At 52.1% G+C, this 18499-nt stretch carries 15 protein-coding genes and 1 pseudogene; all 16 read right to left on the bottom strand.

Annotated elements, in window-relative coordinates:
• Nucleotides 1–31: 31 nt before the first annotated feature.
• Entirely contained in the window at nucleotides 32–349 is a 318-nt protein-coding gene (gene trxA, locus FPL14_RS28590; RefSeq protein ID WP_182300938.1) for a thioredoxin, read from the bottom strand.
• 22 nt (nucleotides 350–371) lie between these two features.
• Nucleotides 372–722 carry a MerR family transcriptional regulator gene (locus FPL14_RS28585; RefSeq protein WP_182300936.1) on the bottom strand — a complete coding sequence of 117 codons (351 nt, stop codon included), beginning with the start codon at nucleotides 720–722 and terminating at the stop codon, nucleotides 372–374.
• Between the two features lie 74 nt (nucleotides 723–796).
• Complete coding sequence (locus FPL14_RS28580) at nucleotides 797–2113, bottom strand: deoxyguanosinetriphosphate triphosphohydrolase family protein (RefSeq protein WP_182300934.1); 1317 nt, start codon at nucleotides 2111–2113, stop codon at nucleotides 797–799.
• Between the two features lie 16 nt (nucleotides 2114–2129).
• Entirely contained in the window at nucleotides 2130–4361 is a 2232-nt protein-coding gene (locus FPL14_RS28575) for a preprotein translocase subunit SecA (RefSeq protein WP_182300932.1), read from the bottom strand.
• Nucleotides 4362–4529: 168 nt separating this feature from the next.
• On the bottom strand, nucleotides 4530–5438 hold the full coding sequence (locus tag FPL14_RS28570; RefSeq protein ID WP_182300931.1) for a peptidyl-prolyl cis-trans isomerase: 909 nt from the start codon (nucleotides 5436–5438) through the stop codon (nucleotides 4530–4532).
• A 149-nt stretch (nucleotides 5439–5587) separates the two neighbouring features.
• Nucleotides 5588–7057: a stalk domain-containing protein gene (locus FPL14_RS28565; RefSeq protein WP_182300929.1), complete on the bottom strand. Its 1470-nt coding sequence runs from the start codon at nucleotides 7055–7057 to the stop codon at nucleotides 5588–5590.
• A 131-nt stretch (nucleotides 7058–7188) separates the two neighbouring features.
• Complete coding sequence (locus FPL14_RS28560) at nucleotides 7189–7896, bottom strand: FadR/GntR family transcriptional regulator (protein WP_182300927.1); 708 nt, start codon at nucleotides 7894–7896, stop codon at nucleotides 7189–7191.
• 19 nt (nucleotides 7897–7915) lie between these two features.
• A complete protein-coding gene (locus tag FPL14_RS28555) occupies nucleotides 7916–8647 on the bottom strand; it encodes a LutC/YkgG family protein (protein WP_182300925.1) in 732 nt (243 codons plus the stop codon).
• Complete coding sequence (locus tag FPL14_RS28550; RefSeq protein WP_182300923.1) at nucleotides 8634–10163, bottom strand: LutB/LldF family L-lactate oxidation iron-sulfur protein; 1530 nt, start codon at nucleotides 10161–10163, stop codon at nucleotides 8634–8636. Before FPL14_RS28550 ends, FPL14_RS28555 begins: the two co-directional genes overlap by 14 nt.
• Nucleotides 10160–10888, bottom strand: a complete 729-nt coding sequence (locus FPL14_RS28545; RefSeq protein WP_182300921.1) for a (Fe-S)-binding protein — start codon at nucleotides 10886–10888, stop codon at nucleotides 10160–10162. Before FPL14_RS28545 ends, FPL14_RS28550 begins: the two co-directional genes overlap by 4 nt.
• A 317-nt stretch (nucleotides 10889–11205) precedes the next feature.
• Nucleotides 11206–11970, bottom strand: coding sequence for a DeoR/GlpR family DNA-binding transcription regulator (locus FPL14_RS28540; protein ID WP_182300919.1), 765 nt, complete (start codon nucleotides 11968–11970; stop codon nucleotides 11206–11208).
• A 26-nt stretch (nucleotides 11971–11996) separates the two neighbouring features.
• Entirely contained in the window at nucleotides 11997–13478 is a 1482-nt protein-coding gene (locus FPL14_RS28535; RefSeq protein ID WP_182300917.1) for a rhamnulokinase, read from the bottom strand.
• A 22-nt stretch (nucleotides 13479–13500) separates the two neighbouring features.
• Nucleotides 13501–14762 (bottom strand): annotated as a pseudogene (rhaA, locus tag FPL14_RS28530) (L-rhamnose isomerase).
• A 27-nt stretch (nucleotides 14763–14789) separates the two neighbouring features.
• Nucleotides 14790–15161, bottom strand: a complete 372-nt coding sequence (locus FPL14_RS28525; RefSeq protein WP_182300916.1) for a sensory rhodopsin transducer — start codon at nucleotides 15159–15161, stop codon at nucleotides 14790–14792.
• 16 nt (nucleotides 15162–15177) lie between these two features.
• A complete protein-coding gene (locus FPL14_RS28520) occupies nucleotides 15178–17247 on the bottom strand; it encodes a bifunctional aldolase/short-chain dehydrogenase (RefSeq protein WP_182300914.1) in 2070 nt (689 codons plus the stop codon).
• Nucleotides 17248–17374: 127 nt separating this feature from the next.
• Nucleotides 17375–18340, bottom strand: a complete 966-nt coding sequence (gene glpX, locus FPL14_RS28515; protein ID WP_182300912.1) for a class II fructose-bisphosphatase — start codon at nucleotides 18338–18340, stop codon at nucleotides 17375–17377.
• Between the last annotated feature and the right edge of the window lie 159 nt (nucleotides 18341–18499).

The following is an 18499-nucleotide window of genomic DNA, read 5'->3' as shown; positions in this document are numbered from 1 at the left end:
ATAAAAGCCGCGAGATCGCGGCTTACAATCCTTAAATATATTTCGTTAATAAGCTTTCGTACACCGCTTTCGGACGAAGTCCGACTAGCTTCTCGACAGGTTCTCCGTTATGGAACACGATGACCGTCGGCATCGACATGATGCCGTATTCGGACGCGATAGCGGGAGACTCGTCGCAATTCACTTCTAGCACCGACAGCTTTTCCCCATATTCTCCGGCAAGCTCATCCAAGATCGGCTTGAGCACCTTGCAAGGCGGACACCAGACCGCTCCGAAATCGACCACGGTGACTCCTTGCTGCCTAATGCTTCCCTGAAAATTCGTGTCGTTAACCGCAAGCAAATTCATTGCCATTCCTCCAATACCAGGTTTAGTGACTCTCCTGTATCGATCGGATCCGGTCTTCCAGGTTCGACTTGATCTGGCTCAGCAGATGGATTTGATCGTCTATTTCCTTCAGCTTGCTCTCGAAGATCGGCAGCACTTCTTCGCAGAAAGCTTCCTTGTTCTTCAGGACGCAGGTTAGAAAACTGGCGATTTGTTCGGTTGAGATGCCCAAGGACAAATAAAATTGAATCGTCCGGACTTGCTCTTCCGCAAAATGCGAATACTCCCGATAACCGTTGTCTTGGCGAATGGAAGTCAACAGCTTCTGCTGCTCGTAGTAGCGCAGCGAACGGATGCTGACGCCCGTACGGGCCGAGAGCTCTCCGATTCTCATCCTCATCCCTCCTTTGCCGATCGATACGAACCTAGTATAAACCCTGACATTAATGTCAGGGTCAAGCACGAAATTTAATCTCTTTCGTAGATGGAGCCCGAGCGGCTGGCGAAAAATTCGGCGTACACTTTCTCGGCGTACGCATCCGTCATACCCGAGATGTAATCGGCGGTCAACCTTTCCCAGGTCCACTTATCCTTCTGCGCTTCGTAGCTATCCAGCCAGTCCGGCGGGATGATCAGGCGACCGGTCTCATAGTTCTTGAAGCTTCCCCACAGCCGTTCGATCATGACTTCGCTCCGCTTATGCAGCCGTTGCACTCGGAAGTCTTTAATCAACGTGACCCATGCCAGTTTCTTCAATATTTCAATCGTTCTCATCAGCTCTACGTTCTGTAGTCCTTCGCGGACTAACGTAATCTTCTTCCAGCCCGTATCGGGATCGTCGATGATCCCGACCTCGTTGGCGAACTTCCGAACCCAGCGCGCCTTCATTTCCCTTCTCGTTCGCGAAGGCTCGCGGTCGCATTCCGCGTAGATCGTCTCCCATTGCTCGAAATAATTCATGAGCACTTGCTTGACCATAGCCGCTTGGTCGATGTTCTCCCAATTGGCTTCGGAATAACTCGGATCGTCCGTAATTTCCTGCAGCACGTGGGCGACGACCCGGTCGTCCTCGAAAAACGCGCGGTCCATCGGGATTTTGCCGGCGCGGATCCCGTCCTCCAGGTCATGAGTGGAATAGGCGATATCGTCGCACAGATCCATCAGTTGCGCTTCGAGCGTCGCGCAGTTCCCCGGCATGCCCCAAGTTTGGCGCAAGAAATCGATGCCTTCCCATTCCTTGCGGTAGACGCCCTTTTGTCTGCCGGGCTCATCGATGCAGTAAGGATATTTATTGATCGCGAGCAATACGGAGGCCGTCAAATCCAGTCCGCTTCCGCTTCCCGCGCGTTTCTCGAGAAACATGAGAATTCGGAAGTTCTGCGCGTTGCCTTCGTACTTCAAGCCGTGATCTTCCAAGAGAAGCCGGTTAAGCACTTCTTCGCCCTTATGCCCGAACGGCGGGTGGCCCAAGTCGTGAGCGAGCGAAGCGCATTCCACCACTTCGGGATCGATCATAAGCCCCGGGTGTTCTTTCTTGGACAAGAACTCGTACTGTTTGAGCAGTCGCCGCGCCACTTCCCTGGCGATCTGCGAGACCTCGAGCGAATGAGTTAGCCGAGTGCGGTAATAATCGCCGGATCCGGCGCCGAACACTTGCGACTTGCCCTGCAGCCTTCTAAAAGCCGGCGACTGAATGAGCCTAGCGTAGTCCTTCTCGTATTCGTCGCGATCTTCGCCGGAATAAATATTTTCGGTGTCGTATAATCTCATTTTCCGTACGTTCATGGGGACAACCTCTTTCCTACAAGCCGAAAATATTCGCCTTTTTCTCGATGAATTGGTCTTGGATCAAGTATGTCCACGTTCTGGACGGTCCCTTCAAACCTTCTTTCTCCCAATCGATCTCGTCCTGCGCGCCTTTTGCGTTCAATTTGCTGAGCGACTTAGCCGTTTCTTTCTCTATTTTATCCGGCAATTGCTCGAAAGCGTGAATGATTCGGTGATGAAATTCGTCGACCGGGTTTCGATTCGCCAGGCTTTCCAAATGTATGCCTTCCCGAATATACGACACGTAAGCCAGATGATCGGACCAAGCCCGGTCCATATGGTGCAGCCTGACGTATTTCTCCGTCGCGCTTAAGGTGTCATCGTTGTACAATACCTCATCGCGTTGCTCTTGATGGATTCGTCTCTGCTCCTCGAGCATATCGGAATATTTGTTTAACGTCTTGCGTGTTTCGAAGTTCTGGCCCATGACGACGCGCTGAATATGATCGGTTTTTTTGTGGAAAACCGACGCTTCCAACGGCTCGTCCTGTCGCTTCGTCCGATAGGCCTCGGGTATCGCTTTCTCGATACCGAAACGGCTAATAAGCTCATCCTCTAAGCATACATAGAACCGGGAGGAACCGGGATCTCCTTGACGGCCGGCGCGTCCTCTTAACTGATTATCGATGCGGGCGCTTTCGTTCATATGCGTGCCGATTACATACAATCCGCCAAGCTCAGCCACCTGCTCCGCTTGAATCGGATCTCCTCCGCCCAGGCGAATATCGACGCCTCTTCCCGCCATGTTCGTAGACACGGTTACCGCGCCGAGCTCACCGGCTTTCGAGATGATCTCGGCTTCCTTCTCGTCGTTCTTGGCGTTGAGGACATGGCACGGCACGCCCGACTTCTTCAATAGCTCGGCCAGATGATCGGATTCCTCTACGCTGCTCGTTCCGATAAGAATCGGGCGTTTCGTTGCGTGTACGTCCACGATTTCCTTGACAAGCGCTTTGAGCTTCGCTTCCTTATGCGTGAAAATTCGGCTCTCGTGATCGATTCGGATTCTTGGCCGATTCGGAGGAATTTGAACTACGCGCAACGAGTAGGTTTCATCGAACTCGTCGGCCGAATCCTGAGCGGTAGCCGTCATGCCGCTGAACTTAGGATATAGGCTAAGGAAATGCTGGAGCGTGATCGTGCCCAATATTTTGCCGGACGAATTCGATACCATGCCTTCCTTCGCTTCGACGGCCGCTTGAAGTCCGTCCGGCCAGTGCCGATTCTCGGCAACGCGGCCGGTATGCAAGTCGATCAACTCGAGCTTGCCGTCTCTTATCATATAGTCAACGTCTTTCTTCAACAAAGCTTCCGCGTGCAATGCACAATTTAATGCCGTTAATAAATGGCTGTTATGCGCTTCGTATAAATTGCCGCTCCGCAATAGTTGTTCCGCTTTCTCCGCGCCCGTTTCCGTTAGGAATACGTTGCGCTTGTTCTCGTCGAAATCGTAATCTTCCCCAAGCTGAAGTTCCCTCGCCAGCTTGGCCATCCGGCTTCCATCGCCGCCCGTCGTGGCGACTTCTCCGGCGATGACAAGCGGCACGCGCGCTTCGTCGATCAAGAGGGAATCGGCTTCGTCCACGATCGCGAAGTGGAACGGCCGATGCACGATGGCGTCCGGTTTCATGGAGATCGTATCGCGCAAATAATCGAATCCGGCTTGCTTCGCCGTCACATAGGTAATATCGGCGGCATAAGCCCGCTGTCTCTCTTCCGTCGTCATTCCGTCTTTGACGAAGCCGACGGTCAACCCTAGAAACCGATAGACCGGTCCCATCCACTCGGCGTCCCTTCCGGCCAAATAATCGTTGAACGTCAGAATATGGACGCCTTTTCCTTGAAGGGCATTTAAATAAGCGGGCATAACGGCCGACAGCGTCTTCCCTTCGCCCGTCTGCATCTCGACTAAATTTCTCTCGTGAAGCGCCGTTCCAGCCGTGTATTGCACGTCGAACGGACGCATTCCAAGTACCCGGCTAGCCGTTTCCCCGGCAATGGCGAACGCCTCTACGAGAAGATCGTCGAGCGGAACGCCGCTTTGCGCTTTATTTTTAAGTTTCAACGATTCGGCTTGCAGCCGATCATCGTCCCATGACTCCAATTTAAGTGCTTGGATCTCCCGTAGCTTGTCCGTATAAGATTTCAGATGATGCTGAACGAAACGTTCTTTAACCTTCTGAACAAGCTTGCTGGCAAAATTCATCGGAAAAACCCTCTCTTTGTAAAAACCATAATGATACTATTATAGGGATTACGGGATTAAATTCATAGCGTTGCGATTATTTTGACCGCAAAGACGAAGAGCCGACTCAGTCGTTGGGACGACAGCCAGCTCCCGCTTCATGCATTTCGGTTGATCGAATCGCCGAGACTAATCGGCGGTCGCGAGGGAATTCTCGATTTTAGCGATCGATTGCTGCTCCTGAATCCAAGTTTGGGACAGCTCGGAAATTTGATCAGCGGTCAGCGTTTCGCGAATTTCTGCCTTTTTCTCGTCCAAAGTAGGCGTTACGGCAGCTTGTCGATCGGTAAGCTTATAGATATGGAATCCGTCGCTAGCCTCGACGATTCCGCTCATATGGCCGACTTCAAGCGCGAAAACCGCGTTCGAGATCGCTTCTTCCTTGTCCGCTTTCGCGAAATAGTCAAGTTGTCCGCCGTTGTCCTTCGTCGCGGAGTCCGTTGATTTCTCTTTCGCTTTAGCGGCGAAATCCGCGCCATCGTTCAATTCCGCCAAGACTGCCTCCGCATCTTCCTTCGTTGCCAACTGGATGTGCGAGGCTTGCACTTTCTCCGGCGTTTTCAACGTTTCCAGATTATCGTCGTAATACTTTTGAATATCGTCATCCGTAACTTTGACTTGAGGCTCCAGTAGTTTGCGAAGCTGCGCCTGGGTGGTCATATCGTTCTTTAAGCCATCCAATGTCATGCCGTACATCGATAACGTTTGCAGAAACTCTTCTTCCGTAGAGAAATTTTGGCGTACCGCATCCAATTCCTTGTCCACATCTTCATTAGTCACGACTATACCGGCTTTCTCGGCGGCTTGGCGCACGAGCTCGTTGTTAATCAACGTCTCCATCGTTTGTTGACCGCCGGAAGCGACAAGGGCGTTATAAAGGGATTCCTTGCTAATGCTCACTCCGTTAACGGTCGCTAACGATTGCGTAGGGGTTTCCGATTTTTGACGTGGCGGATAAAGAATGACGTACGTTATGAATGCGATGATTAGTACTGCCGAGATGATCATCCATAATCGGTTTGACATTGACTTGTTCATACGATTACTTCCCTTCTAATGACTAATCCTATTCGAGATTCTGTTAGGTTTATCGCCATTATGAAGGGAAATGCTGAAGCTTAGATAAATGGAACATTAAAGTTTGATGAAACAGAATAGAAAAAGCCGTTATTCCGGAAGGACGCAACTTAATCTTCTGCAGTCGTAATCATTACCCCGTACGCTTCGGAGTCCCATTTCACTTCCGCGCCCATCGTCTCGCCGATTAAGCGCAAGGGTACCATCGTGCTGCCTCTTAAGAGAATCGGTTTCTGGTCGGCAGGGATCATCTTACCGTTTACGGACGTTTGTCCGGTAGCGGAGTTCAACACGATCGTCGTATCTCCTTTGGTCGCGATGACCGATCTCGACGGAACGTCCCATTTCACGGTGACGCCGAGCTTTTCCAGAATCCCCCTAAGAGGAACATAAGTCGTTTGTTTCACGATCAGCGGAGGCGAAGCGGTTTCCGTTGTCTGGCCGTCCACTACGATTGTAATCGAGTTTCTGATGGTTTGAGGAGCATCGATCTTTTCTTCTAGCGACCCTAAACCGATATTCCCAAAGTAATTGTCCCCCCATGCCATGACATGGCCGTCTTCCAACAACGCGAAATGATGTTGCCATGCATCGCTTACCTTAACCGCACGGGCAATTCCTTCCACTTGTATATAATTGTCGGCTTTCCCTACGTTACGCCATTGCCAGACGGTACCGTCCGATTTAACGGCGGAATAGGCGGATATCGAGACGATGTCGGTTATTCCTTTCGCTTGTACGGGATTTAATAGATCGGCCGATGGATCGAACGAATAATTGTTCCAAGTCCATATCGTGCCATCATGGTTTAAGGCTATTCCGCGCTGATCGGCGTCGGCGATCGCTGTAAATTCGCCATTCGTCTCTAACCGAGCTGGTTTTCGTACTTCGTCCGGACCGTTAACGACATCTTTCTTAAGTCCCCAGGACCAAATCTCTCCTCCGTTACCGAGCGCAATCGAGCCCATCTGTCCGGCGTCGATCGCCACAATGGAAGACAATCCTTCGATAACAGCGGGTTTTAATACGTTTTTCAGCGTATCGTAGCCCAATTGACCCTGTTCGTTACCGCCCCAACCCCATACTTTTCCATCCGCGTCGAGAGCCAAGCTATGGTAACCTCCGGCCGAAACGGCTTTAATGTCCACAAGCCCTTCGACTTGAACGGCTTCGTTAACGATCTTGTCATTTTGCGCGCCGATTCCGAGTTGCCCATGTTCGTTAGCGCCGACGGACCATACTGTTCCATCCTTCTTCAGCAATAAATAGAAGCGATCGCCTCTCGAAATTTGTTTTACGTTGTCGACGGGCAACCTTACCGGAGAGAAAGCCGATGTAACCGCATAATAAGCTTTAGCCTCTTGATAGGCCCCCCACGCCCATACGCTTCCGTCTTCCTTCACCGCAAAACCGCCGAATTGCCCGGCTTCGACTTGCGTTACATTCGAGAATAGCTTATTCGCCGGGGACGATAATTCGCTTCCCTTCGCGGTAGAAGCAAGCGGCAAACCCGCTCCGACCAGAAGAGCCGTTATTATCGCCAACAACAGCTTCCATACCGTACCGTTACTCGTTTCCATAATCTCACTCCATCCAAATTTCTAGATAACAACAAAGTTATAGACGATGAGATTAAGGAAAGGTTATCATTTAGTGTTAAATTTTTGCTAAAAAAAAAGCCCGGTCACCCGGGCTCACTCGCATGCATCGTTCATATATATTTCGTTAAAATGTTTTCCACATGCTGCAAATGGTGCTTCATTTTCTTGGCGGCAAGCTCCGAATCCTGAAGGCGGACCGCCTCATAGATGGCGTAATGCTCGCGGTAGAGCCGTTTGGCAACCTGTTTGTTCGAGTATAGCTCAACTCTGCGAATCTCATGGATAGCCGACTCCAACTGATTCGCGATAGATTCGAACAAACGGACCATGATCGAATTGTGGGTGGCTTTAGCAAGAGTAAGATGAAACAACAGATCCGTTCTCTCTCCCTCTCTATCGTCCCCTACCGATACGGACATCGCTTCGATTAACGATTCGAACTCCGCCAGATCCTCATCCGTCCTCTTCACGGACGCGATTGCGGCGTTGGACACCTCCAGCGATTGCCTCGCTTCGAGAAGCTCCAACAACGTATTGCGGTTCATTCGCATGGAATCCAGTTCAGGCAACATGATTTCCGCCGGCGCGTTGCGGATAACCCGGCAGCCGCCGCCTTGCCGAATCTCGATCAACCCCATCGCTTTCAAAGCGCTGAGCGCTTCTCTGGTCGTCGATCTGCCGACGCCGAAGCTCTCGGACATCTCCTTCGTCGAAGGAAGCCTGTCTCCGACCTTCAGTTTGCCGTCCAAGATCATTCGTTGCAGCTGATCCTTGATTTCCTCATAATGATTGCGCTTCGTGAGACGAGTCATCTCCATTCGAATTTAGCCTCCGCAATTAACCGACTATCAAGGCGTATACGACACCGGGTCCATGCACGCCGATCGTCAAGTCGTTCTCTATGTCCGAGGAGCGGCTCGGTCCGGATATGAAGTGAATACCCGCAGGCAAGCTCTCTCGACCGCCTTCATCGAAATGAACCATCACTTCTCCCAAACGCGTCTTCAATCGGTCGACGGGAATGATCGCCATCAACACCGTTGGCAGCAGGCTTACGGAGCGTCCTTTATCCTTGGAAGACAATACGACCATCGAGCTTGTATACGCGGCCGCGTGGTCGACGATCACAACCCCGATGTCCGCCTCCGCGGAGCGGGCTTTCCAATGCTGTTCCTCGTCCGTGTTCCATACCGATATTTGCGCATCCGGCAGATCCGCTTCCAGGTTCATCGCTTCAAGCTCCGGCTGATTTTGCCGAATGACGTAACGCGCGCTCATCTCCTTCGCTTTATCCGCGATAAAACGCCGGGCGTCATCCATTGTTGCAAAGCGTTCAACGTGTCCGCCCACGCTCATAAAGTTTTCCGTAAACTTATCGATTCGTTCCTGCCCGTTCCATTCGTATGCATTCCAGAAATCGGGCGATCCCCGGTATGGATGGCGAGGGGGTTCGGTAACCATCGGTCTTCTCAGTTTCTCCGAGATGCCTCCAATAAAGCTTCGTTGCTTAGCGCGGGATTGCTCTTCCATCTCTTTCAACCAATTTTGATGCGAATTAGCCGTGTCCATGTCCGTTGCCTCCTCCTTTCGCCCGGTCTTTGACGATTCGCTCCATCCGTTGTTTCATATCGGGCGCCATTTCCTTCAGCCCTTCGCGAATTTCCGAGTCCAGCGTTCCCCACTGCTCGCGGAACGATTTCTTAGGCAAGCTTGGCGTCACCCTGTAGCTGTTCCAGCCTTTCAAAGGCCCGACCTTCAAGCGGATTTCGCCGTCGCGCGCGACGAACTTCTGGCCGAGTTTACCGAGCTTGAGCACGGTCTTGAAGCGACCGGATTTGGACAAGAGCGCGCCGAAGCCCATCATGCCCGCGCCTTCGACTTTGTTGCCATGACCGGCTTCCACTTTGCGTCTGCGCAAGTAGACGAGCATGTCATGGAGCGGAATTTTCACCGGACATGCTTCGTAACAAGCTCCGCACAAGCTGGAGGCGTTGGCGATGTCGTCCCACTCCGCGATGTTTTTTTTCAAGGAAGGCGTCAATACGGCTCCGATCGGACCGCTATACGTCCCTCCGTATGCATGACCGCCGATGTGGCGATAGACCGGGCATGCGTTCAAGCATGCTCCGCAACGAATACAGTTCAACAGCTCTTGAAATTCCGGATCGCCAAGCTGCAACGAACGCCCGTTATCGACGATAATAATATGCATTTCGTCCGGCCCGTCGGCGTCCTCCGAACGGCGGGGACCGGTGATCCCCGACATATACATCGTTAACTTCTGACCCGTCGCGGAACGGGGAAGCAACGTCGCCATCACTTCAAGATCCGCCCATGAAGGAATGATTCGTTCCATACCCATTAGCGTAATCTGCGTTTTCGGCAATGTCGTCACCATGCGCGCGTTGCCTTCGTTCTCGAATAGCACCATCGAGCCGGTCTCCGCGATCGCGAAGTTGCAGCCGGTCATCCCGATATCCGCTTCGAGGAATTTGGCCCGCAATCTTCTGCGAACGTAACCCGCCAGCACTTTGGTGTCGGCTTCCAGCTTCTCTCCCGCGTCTTCCGACAGAAGATCCGCGATTTGATAACGGTTCTTGTGAATGGCCGGGATAATAATGTGAGACGGCGCTTCGCCGGCTAGTTGAATGATATATTCTCCCAAATCCGTCTCGATCGCTTCTACGCCGATCGATTCGAGAGCTTGATTCAGATGGAGCTCCTCCGATACCATCGATTTCGATTTCACGACGGATTTGGCGCTTTTTCTCTCCGCGATGGCAAGAGATATCTTAACCGCATCCTGAGCGGTATCCGCAAAATGAACATGCACGCCGTTGGCGCGCGCGTTATCGACGAATAAGTTCAAATAATAATCGAGGTGGGCGATCGTATGAAGGCGGATTTGTCTGCCTCTTTCCCGCCACTCTTCCCAGTTGCCGTGCTCTTCCATCGCTTTCAGCTTGCCGTTCTTCAGCCTTTCCGTCGTAAACTTGACGGCTTTGCGAAGAAACTCGTTATTTAACGCGAGCTCCGCGCGCGCTTTGACGGTCGCTCCGCCCGAATGTCCTGACGCATGGCTCATGCTTGCTTCACTCCTTCATATAGAAGCTCCGCCAAGTGCATTACTCGCACCGGTTCGTTGCGATAACGCAGGTTGCCGCCGATGTTCATCAGGCAAGCCATATCGAGCCCGACCAACACTTCCGCTTCCGTTTCTTTGACATGGTCGACTTTCTCCGTAACCATCGCACCGGATATATCCGACATTTTCACCGCGAACGTACCGCCGAATCCGCAGCAATCTTCCGCGTGGGGCAGCGGGACGAACTCCAGCCCTTTGACTTTGCTCATGAGCTCCATCGGTTCGTCTTTAACGCCGAGCAAGCGAGTACCATGGCAGGATGGATGATAAGTGACTTTATGAGGAAACGTCGCTCCGACATCCGTTATGCCAAGTACTTGAACGAGGAATTGCGTAAACTCGTACGATTTGCTTTGCAGCTTCACCGCTTTCTCGAGCATGACCGCGTCGTCCTCGAACAGCTTCGGATAATGATGAATCATGCCCGTGCAAGAACCCGAAGGCGCGATAACGAAATCGCAGTCTTCGAACGCTTCTATGATCGTTTTGGCAGTTGTCCGAGCTTCTTTCCAATAGCCGCTATTGAAGGCAGGCTGTCCGCAGCAAGTCTGAATCGTTGGGAATTCTACCTTAACGCCGTATCTCGCCAGCAAACGAACCATCGCTTCCCCGACTCGCGGGTAGATGGCATCGCTAAGGCAGGTTATGAATAAAGAAACTTTCATGCTGCACCCCTTTTCAGATTATAGATTAATAATATCAGGTTATCAGACAAGTTGACTATGGAAATCGGTTAAAAGTGCTATAACTTTGAATACGAATTTGGCGGTACTCATTCGCTCGATTGCTGCCTCGCGCACCCTTTAGTGCCGTCTCACGGCACTAATTCAATCTTGCAGGCAACAAAAGCACCAAATAGTACCGCTAAGCGGTACTATTTCATACTACCCTTACTATTGTTAAAGCTTACCGAGGACGCGATCGACTATCCGAGTATATGCACTTCACTCAGGAAGCAAGTAAACCATGAACTGCCGAATCTTTACACCGTGACGACGGAAATCCCCCGTTCTTCGAGCTGCCGGATTGTCTCTTGAGGCATGCGGCGGTCGGTTATGATAACGTCAACCTCCGATAGGTCGGCAACGTGCGTAAACGCTTGTACGCCGAACTTGCTAGAATCCGCTAGTAAAATGACCTCGTCCGCCATACCTATCATCCGTTCCTTAATGCGCGCCTGCAGTTCGTTGGACTCGCTTATACCGCGGTCCAGATGAACGCCCTTGCAGGAAAGGAACACTTTATCTACATGATATGCATCCAATGAGCGTTCGGCCAGAGGGCCGACGAAGGACAACGATCGCTGGGCGAGAATGCCCCCCGTCGAGATGACTTCGATCTTCTCCTTGCTGCTAAGCTCCGTCGCGACTTTGATCGAATTGGTCAACACGGTAAGAGCGACGTCCGGCACATCGGTCGCCATATACCATGCGGTCGAGCTTGCATCCAGAAGAATCCGGTCCTTCGGCTGAATCCGTTTGATCGCTTCCAGAGCGATCCTCTTCTTCTCGTCCGCGTTCGTGATCTCACGAACGGCATAAGGAATCTCCGGATGCGCAGCCGCATCCTTGACGCTGACCGCTCCGCCATGGGAACGACGAAGACGACCCGCTTGCTCCAATCTGTCCAAGTCCCTGCGGATCGTCTCCTCCGTCACCTGGCACAGATCGCTCAGCTCTGAAACCCGTATGCTGCCCCGTTCATTAACCAGGCTCACAATTTTCTCGTAGCGCTCCGCAACTAGCATGTCTGCCCTCTTTTCACGAACCTCGATTATCTCGTTTCCGTTAAACCCGTCAGAGCGCAGAAGCGAACGTACGCTCCGTCCCACTCTTCCCGATCCACCGGTTCATATACAGCTATAGGAAATGATGTTCGAATCGCCGCGCGAGCTTCCCATATATCCGAGAACTCGCCCTGAGCGATCCATTGCACGACTAGATTCCCGATCGCGCTGCCTTCGGAAGGACCCGCCCATACCGGCTTGCAGATCGCGTTCGCCGTCCATTGGCAAAGCAGCGTATTTTGAATGCCGCCGCCGACCATATGCAATCCGTTAAAGCTTTGACCCGACAAACGCTCGGTTAATTCGAACACGTGCCGATATTTCAGCGCCAAGCTCTCTAGAATGCAACGAACGATTTCGCCAACCGTCGATGGGGCTTGTTGTCCCGTCTGCTCGCAATATTGCGCAATCCTGGATGGCATATCTCCGGTCGGCAGGAACATGGAGTCATCGGGATCGATAAACGTCGTTAACGGCTTCGCGTTCGAAGCCATCTGAACCAATTCGGGGAACGAGTACGATTTTCCTGCTCTATCCCACTCTCTCCGGCATTCTTGCAAAATCCATAAACCCATGATGTTCTTAAGCAGCCGGTAAGTATCCGCGACACCGCCTTCATTGGTGAAGTTCAGCTTCTGCGCCAGTTCATGAATGACCGGTTTATCGACTTCCGTTCCCATGAGAGACCAGGTGCCGCAGCTCAAGTACGCGAACGACTTCTCCGTCGCCGGTACGGCCGCCACCGCGGAGCCCGTGTCATGCTCCGCTACCGCATAGACGGGAATAGACGGAATGCCTAGCTCCTCGCATACGGAAGCTTGCAGCACCCCGGCTTTCGAGCCGGGCTTCAACACTTCGCCGAACCATGACCGCGGCAAGTCCAACAAACGCAGTAACTCGGAATCCCACGATCCTTCCAACGGATTGTATAGCTGAGTAGTCGTCGCGTTCGAGAACTCGTTGTGCATCTCGCCCGTCAAGAAATAACGCAGCAAATCCGGAATCATCAGTAATCGGTTGCCTTCCTTAAGCCATGGAGAATTGGCTTCTTTCAGCGCATAGAGCTGATAGATCGTGTTGAACGGAAGGAACTGAATGCCCGTACGCGCGAAAATGACGGATGGAGGAATTTGCGCGAACAAGCTTTCCATCGCGTCGTCCGTATGCCGATCGCGGTAGTGGTACGGATTGCCGACCAATTCGCCGTTTTTGCCGATGAACCCGAAATCGACGGCCCAGGAATCTATCGCCATGCTCTTCAGTTCGATGCCTTGATGCTTGGCCTTCAGCAGTCCTTGCTTGATCTCATGATAGATCCGTAAAATGTCCCAGTGCAGACGGTTGCCCACCTGCACGGGATCATTGGAAAACCGATGAAGCTCCTCCACTTCGATCTTGCCGCCCTCAAGCCGGCCAAGCAGCGCTCTGCCGCTGCTAGCGCCTAGATCAAACGCGAGAATGCTCGACATCTTGAATCACCCTTATGTTAAGTTAAACGCCGCGCTTCAGCAGCACTTCATTCTCGTAGGTTTTGACGTGCGCCAGCCATTCCTCGCGGACGGGGACGCCCATTTTCTCGCAATAGTAATCCCACACGGCGCCGAACGGATACGACTTGAACTCTTCCGTCAATGCAAGACGGGTCGTATAATCCCCTTCAAGCTCGGCTTGCTTCAGCGCGTCGATCGGATCCAGCATTCCGCGTAGCAATGCTTTGATCGTATTACGCGTACCGATAACCCAAGCGGCCACGCGATTAATGCTGGCATCGAAGAAGTCGAGGCCGATGTGCGTCTTGCCGAGCAGATCGCCGCGAACAAGCTCGCGTCCGATCTCGATGAGCTCGTCGTCGAGCGTTACGACATGGTCGCTGTCCCAACGCATCGGACGGCTTACATGTAACAGAATACCATCCGCGAACAGGGCGAGCGAGGATAATTTGTTAGAAATGACTTCCGTCGGATGGAAGTGGCCGGCATCCAAGCAGATCAGCTTATTGTTCCGCATTCCGTAACCCATGTAAAATTCATGGGATCCGACGACGTAGGCTTCCGATCCGATTCCGAACAGCTTGCTTTCCACGGCGTCCAAGTTAAACGCGGGATTCAGCTCCTCCGCGAACACTTCGTCCAAAGAATCCTTCAGGCGCTGCCTTGGAGCCATGCGATCGACGGGAACGTCTTTGAAGCCGTCTGGAACCCATACGTTCGTCACGCACGTTTGACCAAGCTGTTCACCGAAATAAGCCCCGATTTTCCGCGACGCTTTGCAGTGATCTATCCAGAAACGGCGAATTTCCGCGTCCGGATGGCTAAGCGTAAATCCGTCCTTCGATTCTCGTGGGAGAAACAAGTCGGATTGAAATCCATGCCCAGCCCTTGCTCCTTCGCCCAGTCTACCCACTTCTGAAAATGTTTCGGCTGAAGCCGGTCCAATTCGACTTTCTCGTCCGTATCCGCATAGATCGCGTGAAGATTGACTTTATGTTTGCCCGGAATCAGAGAGAACGCTTTCTCCAGATCGGAACGCAATTGTTCCGGAGTCGTTGCCGCGCCCGGATAGTTGCCCGTAACCGAGATGCCCCCGGTCAGATCCTGATCCTTGTTCAAGAACCCCCGAACGTCGTCTCCCTGCCAACAATGCATCGAAATTTTGATTTTTTCCAAGCGGTTAAGCACTTCGTCGACATCGACGCCATGCTGGGCATATTGCTGTTTAGCCGCTTCGTAATTGCGTGCGACTTGCTCTTGCATGCTTGTTCCTCCTCTTCCTCTTTAGAGCTATTTAATCGGATAAGCCATAACGGACATTAGGGCGTTCTCGGCTTGCGTCGAATCTAGCCGGCTGTATTGGACGATAATCGGAATATCGCTTTGAACTTCGATAGCGTACGGAACGCCGACCGGAATCGGCGTCCCTTCTTGGTGCAACGAGCTTGTTCTGATATGTTTCGTCCGTCTTGCCGGTACGACGACCATGATATTCTCCATCGGATCGCGATCCTCGAAGAAAATCGTAATATTCAGCAACGCATCCTCGGATGCGGCGTTCAGTACGCAAATCGATTCATGGCTTGTAAGTTGGCCTGAGCTCGTCTCGGGAATGTAGCCGTCCGGAATGAACCAGAGCTTCTCTCCTCGTGATCTATGCATGCATGAAACCTCCGGATTATCGAGTAAATGCCGCAGGAACGCCGCCGTCTATCGTCAGCATGCAGCCCGTCGTTTTGTCGGACTTCGAAGAAGCGAAGAACGCGATGCCTTCCGCGATATCTCTTGGGTAAATGTTGACAAGCAGCGTCGTACGCTTGCGATAGTGCTCTTCCAGTTGGTCCGGCTCGATTCCGTATGCGGCAGCGCGTTCGTTTCTCCAGTTGCCGTTCCAGATCGCCGATCCTTGCAGAATCGCATCCGGCAGAATCGTATTCACGCGGATTCCGAACTCTCCGCCTTCAGCGGCGATACAGCGCGCAAGATGGGCTTCCAATGCTTTAACGGAACTGTATGCCGTTGCGTTCTTACCGGCATAGATGGAGTTCTTGGAACCGATGAATACCATGTTACCGCCGATGGCTTGCTCTTTCATCATTTTGAACGCTTCGCGAGCGACAAGGAAGTAACCCGTTCCAAGCACGTTCATGTTCAAGTTCCATTCCTTCAACGACGTTTCCTCGAACGGGCTGGAAGTCGCAAGTCCCGCATTGTTGACGATAATATCTACGCCGCCGTACGTGAGAGCAGTCTCGGCATAAGCCGCTTGGATCAATTCCTCGCTCGTTACGTCTACTTTAACGGCAAGCGCACGGTTCTCGCCATACTTCGCGTTGATCTCTTCCGCTACTTTTTGCGCGCCTTCGAGATTCAAGTCGGCAAGCACGACATGAGCGCCTTCCGATACGAGTCTGCGGCCCGTTTCGCTGCCGATACCGCCTGCGCCGCCGGTAATGAAGGCAACCTTGCGGGAGAATTCCGCTTCGGCAGGAGCCAAGCTGAGCTTGTAAAGCTCAAGAGGCCAATATTCCACGTTGTAGGATTCGTTCTCTACCAAGGATACGAAATTTCCGAGCGCCGTAGCGCCTCTCATAACGGCGATCGCGCGGTGGTACAGCGCGCCGCTCACTTGGGACATCGCCCAGCTCTTGCCCGTGTTGATCATCCCTACGCCCGGAATAAGGATAACGCGCGGAGCCGCTTCGAACATGACGTCTCCCTCGTTCTTATTGCGTTCAAAGTAGGCTTTGTACATTTCTTTGTATGCGGCTACGCCTTCTTTAAGCTTAGCTTTAAGTCCGTCCACGTCTTCCGCGTTCGGCGTCCAATCGATAAACAATGGAACGACCTTCGTATGCACGAGATGATCCGGGCAAGCCGCGCCGACTTGAGATAACGTTGCGGAATCTTTGCCGCCAACGAATTGCAGCACGTCGTCCGCATCGTCGAAGGAAAGGATCATTTTCTTCGCGTCGCTTACCGCGCCGCGAATCGTAGGCATCACTTGAGCCGCGATGCTTCTGCGAACGTCCGCCTCTAACGTAGGGTGTTTGACGCCGCCGAATACTTTCGCTTCGTTCACGCGCGCTTCGATGAAGTCCTCCGCTTCCGTGATGATCTTGATCGTTTGCGCGTAACAAGCTTCCGAAGTCTCGCCCCATGTTACGAGGCCGTGTTTCTCCATCAGCACTAGTTCTGCTTTCGGGTTATTCAGGACGCCTTCGGCGATCATTTTGGACAACGTAAAACCAGGACGGATATAAGGCACCCATACGAAACGGTCTCCGAAAATTTGCTTAGCGAGTTCTTTGCCGTTATCCGCGCAGCACAGGCTGATGATGGAATCCGGGTGCGTGTGGTCTACGTGTTTGAACGGAAGGAACGCGTGCAGCAACGTTTCGATGGAAGCGCGCGGGTGTTTGGAATCGATCATGCAATTAGCCAAATAGGCAACCATATCTTCGTCGGACATTTCCGATTTCTCAAAAAGCGGACGAATATCATCCATGCGCAAGCCTGTGAAATTGCCGGCTTTCATCGAAGCAAGATCGGAACCGCTGCCTTTTACGTACATTACTTCGGTATCGCGGCCGCGGAAATCTTTGACGATCGTTTTCGTGGACGTGTTGCCGCCGCCGTAGTTGCACACGCGACGATCCGCGCCAATGATATTGGAACGATACACGAGTTGATCCAATCCGCTTTGCTGCTCAGATGCTTTCGATGATTCCCACAAGCTTTGTACCATGGTATTACCTCCGAATATGATGTTTATTTGTGTTTGTTTTGATTCTATCACACCCGTTTGTTTTTGAATATAAGAATTTCAAACAAAAACAAAAAAAGACCCGAACCATTCGGGTCTTTTTACAGGATTAGTCGTTTATAAACTTTTTATTAGGCAAATAGTGTATCGCTTTAATAAATCGGATCGTTCTCGTCTTGGCGCGCATAACGATCGAATGCGTCTCTGCCCGGTCGTCCGGCAAGTATCTCACGCCGCCCAGGAATTCTCCCGGAGTAACTCCGGTAGCCGCGAATATGACGTCATCCGTGCCCACCATATCCGTCATGGTCAGCACTTTGTATGGGTCGTCGATGCCCATTTGCAAACATCTCGCATACTCGTTGGCATCCGAAGGCATCAATCTTCCTTGGATTTCTCCTCCCAGGCATTTCAAAGCGGCTGCTGCCAGAACGCCTTCGGGAGCTCCTCCCGAACCGACGTACAGATCGATGCCCGCCTCGGGAAATGCCGGCGCCATCGCTCCTGCCACATCGCCGTCGGACAGAAATTTGATTCTTACGCCGACTTTGCGCAAAGTCTTGATCAACGATTCATGTCTTACCCGATCCAAGACCATAACCGTTAGTTCGGATACGTTTTTGTTCAACACGTCCGCGGCTTTCATTAAAGTGACCTCCATCGGATCCGTCAGCTTGAGTCTGCCAACGAGTTGAGGCCCGACCGCTAGCTTCTCCATATACATGTCCGGAGCATGAAGCAAATTGCCTTTATCCGCTATGGCTATAACGGACATGGCATTGTTCAGTCCTTTGGCGACGATCTCCGTCCCTTCCAACGGATCGACCGCAACGTCTACCTCGGGTCCGTTCAAGCTTCCGACCTGTTCGCCGATGTAGAGCATAGGCGCTTCGTCCATCTCGCCCTCGCCGATAACAACCGTGCCCGTAACCGAGATAGAATCGAACATCGCCCTCATCGCGGAGGTCGCAGCTCCGTCCGCGTTGATTTTATCGCCGCGCCCCATCCACGGGGCGGATGCCAACGCTGCTAATTCTGTTACGCGAACGATTTCCAATGCTAATTCTCTCTCCATATAAAACCCTCCAATTGACTGTTAATACATATATAATGTATATCATATTATCATTTATGACACAATATAAAAGAGTCAACAGCCTTAAATACGACATTAATTTTAAGTGATGTGCTTTAAACAAGCGAAAGCCTTGCTTTCGCATCGTATTCGATGGGA

The organism is Cohnella cholangitidis (assembly GCF_014107495.1).
GTDB classification, from domain to species: domain Bacteria; phylum Bacillota; class Bacilli; order Paenibacillales; family Paenibacillaceae; genus Cohnella; species Cohnella cholangitidis.
This window is presented reverse-complemented; position numbering and strand designations above follow the sequence as displayed.